Origin of the sequence: Sutcliffiella halmapala, from assembly GCF_002019665.1 — a bacterium.
Taxonomy (GTDB): Bacteria; Bacillota; Bacilli; order Bacillales; family Bacillaceae_I; genus Sutcliffiella_A; species Sutcliffiella_A halmapala.
In genome coordinates this window covers 4512479-4525610 of sequence record NZ_KV917375.1, presented here as the reverse complement: position 1 = coordinate 4525610, position 13132 = coordinate 4512479, and the positions used below count along the sequence as shown (strand labels likewise).

At 40.3% G+C, this 13132-nt stretch carries 8 protein-coding genes; 4 read left to right on the top strand and 4 right to left on the bottom strand.

All coding sequences use genetic code 11. The features are described from left to right. Positions 1–92: 92 nt before the first annotated feature. The 4 genes from BK580_RS22230 to BK580_RS22215 all read left to right on the top strand — a co-directional run bounded on the left by BK580_RS22230 (position 93) and on the right by BK580_RS22215 (position 4822). Positions 93–767, top strand: a complete 675-nt coding sequence (locus BK580_RS22230; protein WP_078382431.1) for an AlkZ-related protein — start codon at positions 93–95, stop codon at positions 765–767. Positions 768–895: 128 nt separating this feature from the next. Then, positions 896–2875 (top strand): methyl-accepting chemotaxis protein, encoded by a 1980-nt coding sequence (locus BK580_RS22225; protein WP_078382430.1) that lies wholly within the window; start codon positions 896–898, stop codon positions 2873–2875. A 116-nt stretch (positions 2876–2991) separates the two neighbouring features. Then, positions 2992–3519: a sigma-70 family RNA polymerase sigma factor gene (locus BK580_RS22220; RefSeq protein ID WP_078382429.1), complete on the top strand. Its 528-nt coding sequence runs from the start codon at positions 2992–2994 to the stop codon at positions 3517–3519. Continuing rightward, positions 3506–4822, top strand: a complete 1317-nt coding sequence (locus tag BK580_RS22215) for a DUF4179 domain-containing protein (RefSeq protein WP_078382428.1) — start codon at positions 3506–3508, stop codon at positions 4820–4822. Before BK580_RS22220 ends, BK580_RS22215 begins: the two co-directional genes overlap by 14 nt. 607 nt (positions 4823–5429) lie before the next feature. Here BK580_RS22215 and metH read toward each other — a convergent pair. The 4 genes from metH to BK580_RS22195 are packed head-to-tail and all read right to left on the bottom strand — an operon-like array spanning position 5430 to position 13035. Beyond that, positions 5430–8885, bottom strand: a complete 3456-nt coding sequence (gene metH / locus BK580_RS22210; RefSeq protein ID WP_078382427.1) for a methionine synthase — start codon at positions 8883–8885, stop codon at positions 5430–5432. Next, complete coding sequence (locus BK580_RS22205) at positions 8878–10734, bottom strand: bifunctional homocysteine S-methyltransferase/methylenetetrahydrofolate reductase (protein WP_078382426.1); 1857 nt, start codon at positions 10732–10734, stop codon at positions 8878–8880. Before BK580_RS22205 ends, metH begins: the two co-directional genes overlap by 8 nt. Continuing rightward, positions 10718–11914 carry a cystathionine beta-lyase gene (metC, locus tag BK580_RS22200; RefSeq protein WP_078382425.1) on the bottom strand — a complete coding sequence of 399 codons (1197 nt, stop codon included), beginning with the start codon at positions 11912–11914 and terminating at the stop codon, positions 10718–10720. The genes BK580_RS22205 and metC overlap by 17 nt, the downstream gene beginning before the upstream one ends. Further along, positions 11911–13035, bottom strand: a complete 1125-nt coding sequence (locus BK580_RS22195; RefSeq protein WP_078382424.1) for a methionine biosynthesis PLP-dependent protein — start codon at positions 13033–13035, stop codon at positions 11911–11913. The genes metC and BK580_RS22195 overlap by 4 nt, the downstream gene beginning before the upstream one ends. Positions 13036–13132 lie beyond the last annotated feature (97 nt).

Genomic DNA, 13132 nt, shown 5'->3' with positions numbered 1-13132 from the left:
GTTTGAAAAAATCAAATCAGTATTAAAAAAGGACAATCAGCAGAGTTTGTAGAAATAGCTTTATAAAAAGCTGTTTGAAGGAGAGGGTTTATATGAATCAACCGATCATCCATACATATGAAGAAGCGGTTCAAGTGATTAATGAGCTTGGATTATTGCCACTTGCACCACTTTTTGACGAATACCCTGCATTGAATCGAATCACGCTTGAGGAGAACTGGCATACAAACTCAGAGTTGGATCCATGGAAGTGGCGTACTCAATTTGCAGCAGAGGGAGTAGCAGCTTACGGGAAATTTATGAAGAAAAAAGCGGTGTTCATTTCTCGGGGATTGTTGCCTTACGTGAAAATTGTTCTAGGTAGCCAGGATTCGGTTCAAAATCGCTACAATAAAGGATATATGTCACGAGAAGCGCTCAAGCTCTTTACGATTATTAGCGAAGAGGAAGGCATTGATACGAGAGTTCTTCGAGCAAAGGCTGATATGCGGGACAAAGAGCAGAAAAAGTCGTTTGATCAAGCGCTACTTGAACTACAAGGGAGCATGGATATTGTCGTATCAGGAACGAAGGAGAAGCAAGACGTAAATGGCGAGAAAAACGGCTGGAGCAGCACCTCCTATGAAACGATGAAAACGTGGATGACAAAAAATAAAATAGAAGAGCTTGATATAGATAAAGAAGAAGCGAGAAAGGAATTAATTAGACACTTTTCCGAGATTAGCAGTGAACCAGCGCTGAAAAAGATAAGCAAGGTTTTGGGATAAGTGATTTAAAACTACCTGAGTTTGTAACATCTAGATTATATTATGAAGCGTTAATAATCCTATATTATAAACATTTTTCTTATTAAACCGATATAATAACTAAATGTTTATTTTAAAGGGGTTTAGTTATGTTTCAGTCATTAAAAAGCAAACTGATCTTAGCTTTTACTGTCGTTATCTTCCTTATTATTGCGGCTGTGGGAGCGGGTACATATTTACAAGCGAAATCAAAAATAGAGAGCAATGCTGTTTCTGATGCAGAAGGATCTATGAAGGATCTTAGTAATTTTATCAATATATATTTAAATAATTTTACTAGTATAGTGAGTTATCAATCTGAGAGTAACTATATCGGTGAATATTTATCAACCAAGAATAATCAAGTCCTTTCTACCATTAATGAAGATTTTACAAAAATAGTAACTGAATTCCCTGATATTCAGTTAATCTATTTTGCTACACCAACGAAAGAGCTCCATACAACACCAACAATTAATCTACCAGCTGGATTTGACCCAACGGATAGAGAATGGTATCAAATGGCTATTCAAAGTCCAGATGACATCATTCATACTGATGTTTATATTGATGGAGATACAGGTGAACCAGTGATTACTTTAGCTAAAGCAATCATAGTAAATGGACAGATAGCAGGAGTAATGGGCGCTGATTTAAACCTACATTCACTTGGTGAAATAGTACAAGAACGACAAATAGGGTATGAAGGATACAGTATTTTACTAGATAATAAAGGAACGGCACTTGTTCACCCTACAATGTTAGGGGAGAACTTAATGGAGCTTCCTTTTATCGAAGAGATTTATACAGGGAATACTGGAACTCAATATTACACGTATAATGGGGAAAACCGAGTATTAGTTTATGAAACGATAGGCGAGACAGGCTGGAAAATAGGAGGCGTATATCTTGAAAAGGATATGCTTTCTCTAGCCCATGATTTATTACGCAACATTATGATTATTGGCTTGATTTCGTTAGCTATGGCTAGTATCGTTACCTTCCTATTAGCTAAATATATGACTAAGCCAATCCTTGAACTAAATGCTGCTGTTTCTAAAGTAGCACAGGGTGATTTATCAGGAGATATACGTACTACGTCTAAGGATGAGATTGGCGTATTGTCGGCATCCTTCCAAACAATGCTTGTGAATATGAGGCAAATGATTGGGACAGTAGGCACATCTTCTCAGAAAGTAAAAGCCTCTGTGGAGGATATGAGTGCAGTTGCAGAAGAGGTTGCTGCTACAAGTGAGGAAATGAATCGTGCCATTGAGGAGCTTTCAAAGGGTGCTGTCCAACAAGCGACAGATCTGGAAAGTACGAATAATATTACGCAAAATCTTGCGGACAATATTGAAGATGTGCTATCGAAACAAGATGACTTAAGAGAGCTATCAAGCCAAATTGTTCAAGCTAATGATCATGGCATGAAGAAATTAGAAGTGTTAACAAGTCATACGAATGAATCAACAGAAATTGTTCGTAGTTTAAATACGCTCATGTCCCAATTTACGGACAAAATAAATAATATTGAAGAAATAACCCATACGATTAATGAAATTTCCAACCAGACGAACCTTTTAGCTTTAAATGCAAGTATCGAAGCTGCAAGAGCGGGAGAGCATGGCAGAGGATTTGCTGTAGTGGCAACAGAAGTTAGGAAGCTTGCAGAACAATCAGCTGAATCCACGAACCATATTAAGCATACTATTTCCAGCATCCAAGAGGAGTCCAAGGTAATATTAGCTGAAATGGAAAAAACAAATAAAATTTCGGTTGAACAAAGTGATGCGGTAAAAGACACTGGAGAATCTTTTGAATACATCGCAACGAATATTCGTTCAATCACTCAGTTCATCGATCAAATCATGCAAAATATGAATGTTATGAATGATTCAAAAGAAGAAGTATTAGCATCTGTCCAAAGCATCTCCGCTATTGCAGAACAATCTGCAGCTGGTACAGAAGAAATTGCTGCTTCCACCGATGAACAAGTAAAAGCGATTAATAGCATCGCCTACTCATCAGAAGAACTCCTAACATTAAGTGAAGATTTAAATGAATTGATTAAGAGATTTAAGTTATAAAAGAAGAATACCCTAGCCATTCAGACATGGTTAGGGTATTTTTATATGGAAAATTAAAATGTTTTTGGAACGGATTACCGAAGTGACGTGTCTAATGTATGAAAGGAGGTCACAAAGTGAAAAAATTAAAGGCGTTGTTTAAACGAACCAATCTTCCAACCTTTGAAGAGCTAATAAAAAGTGAGCAAGACAAGCTATATCGAGTGGCCTACACCTATATGAGAAATGAACAGGATGCTTTAGATGTCGTTCAGGATGCCATTATTAATGGTTATAAAGCGTTTCACAAGCTAGAGCAGCCAGAATATTTCTCAACCTGGATGACGCGAATCCTTATCAATACAGCTATTAATGCGATTAGAAAAAAGAACAAAGTAACCTTGTTAGAGTTGGATAAGCATGAACCAAGTATGAAGAACAGTGACCAATCGATACATAGAATGGACCTGGAAGAAGTATTGGACATGCTAAAGCCCGAACAAAAGACGCTCTTAATCATGCGATTTTATTACGGTTACTCACTGAAAGAAATTGCGCAATTACTTGATAAGCCTGAAGGAACTATTAAGTCGCAATTGCACCGCACCCTATCCCAAGTAAAGAGCAATTTAGATAAAGGAGGAGAGCTGTATGGAGAGGTTTAGTCAAGAAATCAAATCAGAAATCGACCAAATACCTATTCCGAAAGAGAGACTAGATGCAACGGTGAGAAAGGCGCTGGAGGTAGGGCAGCAGCAGGAGCGAAAAAGAAGCAGCAGGATGCAGAAATGGAAGGTGAATATTGCCTCTATTTTAGTGCTTGGGATCCTCACAGTATTACTCCAGGCAACCTTACTAAACTCAGAAAATACGCAAGGACAAGCCTACGAGGATAGCCCTCTCTATAAGTATGGAGACGCAGGTATAAAGAAGGTAGTAGAGGAAGGGAGAGTGGAGAAGTTATCCCTTTCAGCAGAAGATAATGGGATTACCCTTAACTTGAAAGAGGCATACTTTGATCATTCACAGTTAGTAATTGGATATGAAGTCTTAGCAGATAGAACAATAAATAGTAACTTGGAATACAAATTAATGATAAACGATGATCCTACTACTCAAAGCCACGGGGTAATGGGCTTTGATGGACCAATTGAGGATGGAACAATAGAGTTTACTGGATCTAAGTATTTTCCCGCTGATGCAAAAATAGATTTAGAATTAAAATTAAAAGATTTAGAATTAAAATTAAAAGATCCCGAAGAAGCCAGCTGGAGCTTTGCCTTTGATTTAAAGAAAGAAGAGGCTTACGATGAAAAAAATGTCAATATTTATGCAAAAGCACTTTCTGATCATTCATTCGGAGTGAAAAGAATTAAAAAATCACCATCCAAGCTTTCAGTTGAGACACAACTTAAGATACCAGAAGAAGAAAGAATGAAGCTTTCTAAGGATACATTTCAAGAGTTTTTAATCACGACAAAAAATAAAAATGGTGTACATCAAATACAGGATCCTATATCGTCCATGTCTCCTCACCATTTAACAGATACAATTATGCGATTTATCCCTTACACGATGGAGACAATACTCGTACCTAATGACACTATAGAAACCTATACGATAATTCCATATCTATACAGTATAGGAAATAGTAAAGTTCAGTCATTAAAGCCAGGAACCACTCTTCACCCTAATAATTCGACGATATTGAAGGTAACAGAAGTTAAAAATCAAAGAGGGGACTTAGTAGTGAGAATGGAGACACCAAGTCAAACTGTCAACTGGCCAATCAATGAGCTAAGGGTCTTCGATAAAGATGATAATTGGTATCGCCCAAGCTCCTATGTTCAAAGGGGAGCAGTTTTAGAAGTTCATTTTCCGAATGTTTCAATTACAGAAGACTTAAAGATTCACTATTCGAAGGTTACACACTTTTTTGAAGAGTTAGCTGTTGAGGTAGAACTCTAAAATAACGGGTTGGATAATGTATCCTTCACATTAGAAAAGAAGCATACTGATTAACCTCTAATGGGTTTACTTTAAAGTTTAAAGGTGCAAACATTATAAAACACATAGCAAAACGCACTTGAATTCGTCATATAATTCACAGTGCGTTTTTTATGATTGATCAACTCTTTAGTGATTTTAAAATTAGCGGAGATTTTCCGACTAAACTGCAGAATAGAGCTGGATTCGGGGTAAATAAGGGGAGATTTTCCGTCTAAGCCAAGCAAAATTACCCATTTTCACGTTTTTCGAGTCAATAGTCGGAATCCTTCCGTTTATTTAAGCAATTTTTAGTGCTATTTCCTAAATAAGAGAAATTTCTCCGCTTATTTATCAAACTCGCTTTAGCATCTAATGAACTGGTACAACTTACAGTTGGTTTCACGAAAAAGGAAAATAAAAAAGGCTTAGAGATATATGCATCTTTAAGCCTTTTTGACTGTGAAATATAATGTGAATCATGCTGTAAAGTTTATGTGATTTGCCATTTTAATTTGGTCTTAAGATATACAGTTTTGCACCTCGCAAGTAAAACTGTTAGATTAACCTCAATATGCTTCTTTTTGCTTTACAATACATTAAAATACCGTGCCTCGGGATGGGCGAATACGATAGCAGATACGGAGGCTTCGGGTTCCATCATACAGCCATCTGTTAATTCAATTCCAATATCCTCAGGTTGTAACAGTTTAAATAGCTTTTCTTGATCCTCTAAATTCGGACAGGCTGGATAGCCAAAGGAAAAGCGTTGTCCTTGGTATTTAGCTGCGAACCGTTCTTTCATCGTAAAACTGACGGGATCAGGAAAACCAAAGCGATCGCGCATTTGCTGGTGAACAAGCTCTGCAAGTCCTTCCGCAGTTTCCAGTGCGAGGGCTTGTAAGGCATGGCTTTCTAGAAAGCGACCTTCCTTTTTATATGCGGCAGCAAGTTCACGGATTCCTCTGCCAGCTGTGACGGCAAATAGCCCGACATAGTCCATTTCGCCACTATCCTTTGCCCTTACATAATCAGACAAGCATAAGTAAGGCTCCTTTGTTTGTCTTGGAAACTCAAATTGTTCAATCACAGTGGAATGGTCCTCAGGATGATAGATCAATAGTGTATTATCTTCAGACTGAGCAGGGAAAAATTGATACACAGCAGCTGGTGTAATGAGTTTTTTTTGCTTCGCTTCTGATAGCAATTGGTCGACAACGCCTTTTACTTGAAGGGTACGTTCATCCTTCTCCGCAATGAGGTTGGCGATCTTGCCTTTTACTCCGAGATGATGTCCAATTAGCATTTGCATATTAATATAAGGCTCAACGTGAGAGACAGAGTAATTTCGTAATAAATGCCTCTTCGTATCATTTGGGACAAACACCTTCGTATCTCGAGAGACTGCGGAGCGAACCTTTACGGCTACCGCTGTAGTGCTGACCTCTCCTACTGAGGAGCCCCTTTCTACTAGTTTACTTTTCTTTTCCTGTTGCTGAGCTACTAAAAGCTCTAGCTCCTCAGGAGAGCGCAACTGATTGGCGAGGGAAAGACCGTTCATCGCATCCTTGGCATACAAAACTAGTCCTTCATATTCCTTTGCTATTTTATGATCTGTAAATTTTCGTGAAAGGGCAGCGCCCCCAACCATAATAGGAGTAGAAATGCCTGCTTGCTTCATATCGTTCGCTGTTATCACCATTTGTTGTGCCGATTTAACGAGCAATCCAGAAAGACCAATAATATCAGGTTTTTCTTTTTGAATTGCCTGAATTAAACTACTAGGGGTCACCTTAATCCCTAAATCCACGACATCAAAGCCGTTGTTGCTTAATATAATATCGACTAAGTTTTTCCCTATATCATGGACATCTCCTTTAACGGTGGCCAACAGAATTTTACCTTTGGAAGAGGATGAATCATTTATCTCCATATGCGGCTCTAAAAAAGCGACGGAGGCTTTCATGACTTCTGCGCTTTGAAGTACTTCGGCGACAATAAGCTGGTTGTCATTGAACAGACGTCCCACTTCCTTCATGCCATCCATAAGCGGCCCATTAATAATATCAAGTGGGGCAGGGTAGGCTGCTAAAGCTAGTTCAAGATCAGGGAGTAGCCCCTCCTTTGTTCCTTCCACAACATAATAAGCAAGACGTTCCTCAAGCGGCATATTTGGTATATTTGATTTGATTTCTTTCTTTTTTCCTCTGTAAAAGGCCGTAAACTCTGCTAATGTCTCATCTGTTGTTTCGAACAAAAGCTTTTCGGCCATGGTGACTTCTTCTTTTGGGATAGAAGCAAATCGTTCGAGCTTCTCGGTATTCACAAGCGCATAGTCCAAACCTGCTTGTGTACAGTGATAAAGAAATACCGCATTTAATACTTCACGACCCACTGGTGGAAGTCCAAAAGAAACATTGCTGATTCCAAGAACGGTTAAGCATTGAGGGAAATGCTTTTTGATTAAGCGAATCCCTTCGACTGTTGCATTAGCCGAGCCAATATATTGTTCATCTCCCGTTCCTACGGGGAAAACGAGTGGGTCAAAAATAAGGTCAGTGGGGGAGACCTTGTATTTATTTATTAAAAGGTCATACGAACGTCTCGCAATCTCAAGCTTCCTTTCTGCGGTTACGCCCATGCCAATCTCATCAATAGTACCAACCACCAACGCTGCTCCGTACTTATGAACAAGCGGGATTACTTTTTCAAAGCGCTCCTCACCATCTTCTAGATTGATAGAGTTAATAATGGCCTTTCCTTGTGAATGTTTCAGTGCGGCTTCTATTACTTCATCATCGGTAGAATCGATGACAAGTGGTACTTTTACTTTCTTGACGACCTCCTGCACGAATGCCGTCATGTCCTCGAGCTCATCTCGGTCTGGGTCGGCAAGACAAATATCGATGACATGAGCTCCACCTTTTACTTGTGCTCTTGCTACTTCTGCCGCTTCTTCAAATTTCTTCTCGGCTATTAAACGTTTAAATTTTCGTGAACCGATAACATTTGTTCTTTCGCCAACCATGATGGGACGCAAGGAAGGATCATCATAGATAAACGATTCAATCCCAGCTACGCGATGATTCTCGGGTACAGAAACATGACGTGGCTCCCACTCCTTCATCGCTTCTGAGATGGCGCGAATATGATCAGGTGTCGTTCCACAACAACCGCCCACGATATTAAGCCAGCCTTGTTCAGCAAATCCAGCTAGTTTCGTAGCAAGTGACTGCGGAGTTTCGTGGTAATGGCCTTCTTCATCAGGGAGGCCAGCATTTGGATAACAACTTACGGCGCTAGTGGCAAGACTGGATAATGTTCGAATATGATCTTGCATAAACTCTGGACCGGTTGCGCAGTTTAAGCCGACAGCAAGTGGCTTCATATGCTCAACAGAGATGTAAAAGGCATCAATGGCCTGCCCAGCAAGGGTTGTCCCCATTGGTTCAATCGTTCCTGAAATGATGATAGGCAGTGTTTTTCCAGTTGCTTTAAAGGCTTGTTGTATTCCTAGAAAACCACATTTCACATTCAGCATATCTTGACTGGTTTCGATTAATAGGCAGTCAGCTCCACCATCAATTAAGCCCCTCGCTTGTTCTGCATAGGATTCTGTGAGTGCATCAAAAGTAGTACCGCCTGTTACGCTTAACGTTTTAGTAGTCGGACCAATGGAACCGGCGACAAACCTAGGCCAATCTGCTGTAGAAATCTGTGCAGTGGCTTTCTTGGCAATTTCTGCTCCCAATCTATTAATCTCATAGGCTTTTGCGCCAAGATCATATTCATCTAAAACTAGATTCGTACCACCAAAAGTATTAGTTTCGATAATGTCGGCACCGGCCTTTAAATACTCTAGATGAATATATTCGATAACTTGAGGTGCTGTAATATTTAAGTACTCATTACATCCGTCGTATTCCTCACCACCAAAATCATCTGCCGTAAGATTTTCTTGCTGAAGCATCGTTCCCATGGCTCCGTCCATGATGAGAATTTTCTTTTTCATTTGCTGCTCTAATAGTGTTACTGGCTTAGACATTTTGTATCCTCCTAGATGAATGGAATGGACCGTATTTTTTGGCATGATTAGCAAGCTCGACGGTTAACTCGTACCGCATAAACGGGGTAATAAGGTAGATGCCATTGAAAAGTTCAAGCGCAGCATCTAACAACCCCTTGGCTATGGTTAACCCTTCTTGGCTGGCCTGTTTTGGATCGTCTTTATATGTTGCCATCGTATCCAGAATGCCTTTTGTTAGCTTAATTCCAGGCACTTCATGGTGGAGGAAATTGGCATTTTGACTACTTGTTAATGGCATGATGCCAATATAAATAGGTGTATCTAAATGCTTGGTTGCGTGATAAATTTCAAGCAGCTTTTCTTCGGAAAACACTGGCTGACTAATAAAATAATCTGCTCCACTTTCAATTTTTTTCTCCAAGCGTTGGACCGCTTTATCTATGATCCGTACGTTGGGATTAAAGGCAGCCCCGACAGAGAAACTTGTGCGTTCTCCAAGATCCTTCCCAGAGAGAGAAATGCCTTCATTAAATTGTTTAATCATGTTAATTAGACCGAATGAGGTAACATCATATACCGAAGAGGCCCCAGGGAAATCGCCGACCTTTGTTGGATCTCCGGTTATTGCCAAGACATCATGAATACCTAACTTGTGTAGTCCCATTATATGAGATTGAAGTCCGATAAGATTTCTGTCCCGACATGTAATATGAATCAGTGGTCGCAAGCCGATTTCGGATTTAACAATCGATCCTAAAGCGGTGTTACAAACCCGAGGAGATGCTAGAGAGTTATCTGCTAAGGTAATCGCATCGATTCCGGCATCCTTCAAGGCTTGGGCTCCACTCATAAAACGGTCAGTATTTAGCTTTCTTGGTGGATCCAATTCTACGATGATAGACTGTTCTTTTTTTGCCTTTTCATAGAGCGGTGGTGCAGTCTTTTTAGCTACCGAGGGGATAATGACTTTTCTGTCCCGAGTTTTAACTAATTTTTCTTTTACAGGAGCAACATTTTTTAATGCTTTGGAGAAAGCTTCGATGTGGGAAGGTGTTGTTCCGCAACAGCCTCCGAGTAATCGAACTCCTTGATCACGGAAGGATCGAGCGGCTTCGATAAAATAATCCGCATCACTTTCGTACTTTAATTTTCCATCGACATAAGAAGGCAAACTTGCATTAGGATAGGCGGAAAGAAAAGCCTGCTTTGGAATCGATACCTCTTCTAGCGTGGATAGCATATGAAAGGGACCGAGACGACAGTTTAATCCAACAATGTCTGCACCCAAAACTTCAAGTCTAGATAATGCTTCCGTTATGGGTACTTGATTCTGCATAAATCCGACCTCTTGCAAAGAGACCTGTGCAATGATAGGGAGAGTCGTTTCTTTTCTTGCGATAGCAAGGACGGTTTCAAGTTCTTCCAAGTCATAAAAGGTTTCCAGTAAAATACCGTCCACTTGTTCTAGTAGAAGACAGTAAAGCTGCTCACGGAATGTCCGTTTTATCTCTTCTATGGGAGTAGCATTTGGTTTAATACCACGAATTCCACCAATAGTCCCTACTACATAGGCAGCGTGGTTGCGAGTAGCCTTTTTCGCTAAGCGGACAGCAGCACTATTGATTTCTTTTACTTGATCCTGTAACCCATAGCGTTCTAACTTATGATAATTCGCTGCATACGTATTAGTTTGAATGACATTTGCACCAGCATTTAAGTAGGCTTGGTGAATGTTGAAGATTTGTTGCGGTTGTGAAAGATTTAGTTCCTCAAAGCAACAATCAGAACCATAAGAATAGAGAAGGGTCCCCATAGCTCCATCTGCAATTAGTATTTTATCCTGTTGTAATTCATCTAAGATTCCCATGGTATACCCTCCCGTTTACATTAGCGGAAATAACAGTTGTATCATCTAATGCTCTTTCAAAATCATCGATTAAGTCCTGTTCATTCTCGAGACCAACAGAGAGACGGAGTAGTGCATTCGAAATCCCGCGTTTTGCCCGTTCATTTTCAGGCATTGCTGCATGTGACATTTTCGCAGGGAAGGAAAGAATGGATTCTACGGCACCTAAGCTGACGGCGAAAACTGGGATTTGAACCTTGGAAACAAAGGATCGTAGCGCTTCTTCATTTTCTAACTCAAAAGAAAGCACCGCACCAGCACTTTTCGCCTGACGATGTTGAAGATTGCAACCTTCATGTGACACTAACCCTGGATAATATACTTTTTTCACTTGAGGGTGCTTTTCTAAAAATGAGGCAATTTTTGTTGCCGTTTTTACAGACTGTTCTAATCGAACATGCAGTGTTTTGAGTCCTCTGAGCACAAGCCAAGCATCTTGAACTCCGAGTACTGCTCCAAATGAATTTTGTAAAAAGCCAAGCTTGTTAGCGATTTCCTCATCTTTAGCTACCGCAAGACCTGCGACCACATCACTATGCCCAGAAAGAAATTTAGTCGCGCTATGTAGCACGAGGTCTGCTCCTAACAGTAAAGGCTTTTGAAGTGCAGGGGTTAGGAATGTATTGTCAACAAAGGTCCAGGCACCAATGCTTTTTGCTAGTTTTGCTACTGCTTCTATATCTGTTACCTTTAGCAAAGGGTTAGAAGGTGTTTCTACGTAGAGAACCTTCGTATTTGGTTGAATCTCACTTTCTACTAGGTCTAGGTTCGTCATGTCGACAAATGTATATTGAATGCCGTAGCGGGAAAGTACCTCAGAAACCATGCGATAAGTACCACCATATACATCCTCTGAAATTAAGACATGATCACCTTGAGAAAGAAGAAGAAAAGCAGTTGAAATAGCAGCCATTCCAGAGGAGAATGCAAATCCTCTAGTTCCTTCCTCTAGATGAGCAATTGTGTCCTCTAAAGCCTCACGAGTCGGATTGGCAGAACGTCCATAATCATATTTGCCGAACTGATCAACATCAAATTGATGGAAGGTAGAAGCATGCTGGATAGGCACACTTACCGCTCCTGTTTGTGAATCTACTTTGTGGCGGTTGTGTAATAGCTTTGTTTGAAAGGAATAACTCACGCTAGCACCTCCTTATTGTGGGAAGTAGCGGCAGCGGTAAATGCAGCCTCCAGATCTTGAATAAGGTCATTAGTATCTTCAATTCCGACCGAAAAACGCAATAGTCGATTACAAACTCCAGTACGTAAACGAATTTCTTCCGGAATATCTGCATGTGTTTGCGTTGCAGGATACGTAATAAAGCTTTCTAGGCCGCCTAAGCTTTCCGCAAAGGTAACAAGGGAAAGGTTTTGGAGAAAGGGATTAACCCAAGCCTCGTCCTGAATGCGAAAGGAAAGCATACCACCTTTACCAGGGTATAGGACATCAGTGACAGCCTTATGATTGGATAAATAGTCTGCTAGGATTTTTGCGTTTTTTTCGTGTCTTTCCATACGAAGTGCTAGAGTTTTCATTCCGCGAATAAGTAGCCAAGAATCAAAAGGACTAAGAACTGCCCCAGCTGCATTATGATAGAGGGCAAGAGACTCACAAAGTTCTTTCCCATTTGCTACAATAAGGCCAGCTAAAACATCGTTATGCCCACCTAAGTATTTGGTGGCACTATGCACTACAATATCAGCGCCTAGCTTGATAGGTTTTAAGAGTATAGGAGTATAGAATGTATTGTCGCAGATCAGTAAAAGCCCATGTTTCTTTGCTAAGGTTGATACGGACGATAGATCTGTTTCTACCATAAGAGGATTTGTAGGGGTTTCTACAAAAATAGCTTTTGTTTGTGGAGTGATGGCACGTTCAATGCTTGCAAGGTCACTTGTATCCACGTATTTACAACACAGACCCCATTTTTTATACCCTTCCTCAAACAAACGGTAAGTGCCACCATATAGATCCTTGCAAACGATTAACTCGTCACCGGATTGAAAGAGGGAGAGAACGGTTAAAATTGCGGCCATGCCAGAACTGCAGGCAAATCCTTGCTCGCCATTTTCTAAATCGGCAATCGCACGCTCTAAAATATGGCGAGTTGGGTTCCCTGTTCGCGTGTAATCATAGCCAGTGGATTGACCAATACCTTCGTGTCTGTATGCGGTAGAGAAATAAACGGGTGGATTTACCGTTCCTGTAGTGGTTTCACTTCGATTTCCAATTTGCGCAAGCTTTGTTTCTGTTTTGTACATATAAAAAGCCTCCTCTATTTTTATGTGACTAGTACCCAGAGAGGAGGGACCTTTTAGAAAAAATAAAAAGCCTTCTGTAAGAAGAAGACTTTTTTAG

Bases quoted from the DNA above. Each gene is read 5' to 3' on its own strand.
- BK580_RS22230 (WP_078382431.1), top strand. From the start codon at position 93: ATGAATCAACCGATCATCCATACATATGAAGAAGCGGTTCAAGTGATT.
- BK580_RS22225 (WP_078382430.1), top strand. From the start codon at position 896: ATGTTTCAGTCATTAAAAAGCAAACTGATCTTAGCTTTTACTGTCGTT.
- BK580_RS22215 (WP_078382428.1), top strand. From the start codon at position 3,506: ATGGAGAGGTTTAGTCAAGAAATCAAATCAGAAATCGACCAAATACCT.
- metH (WP_078382427.1), bottom strand. From the start codon at position 8,885: ATGTCTAAGCCAGTAACACTATTAGAGCAGCAAATGAAAAAGAAAATT.
- BK580_RS22205 (WP_078382426.1), bottom strand. From the start codon at position 10,734: ATGGGAATCTTAGATGAATTACAACAGGATAAAATACTAATTGCAGAT.
- BK580_RS22195 (WP_078382424.1), bottom strand. From the start codon at position 13,035: ATGTACAAAACAGAAACAAAGCTTGCGCAAATTGGAAATCGAAGTGAA.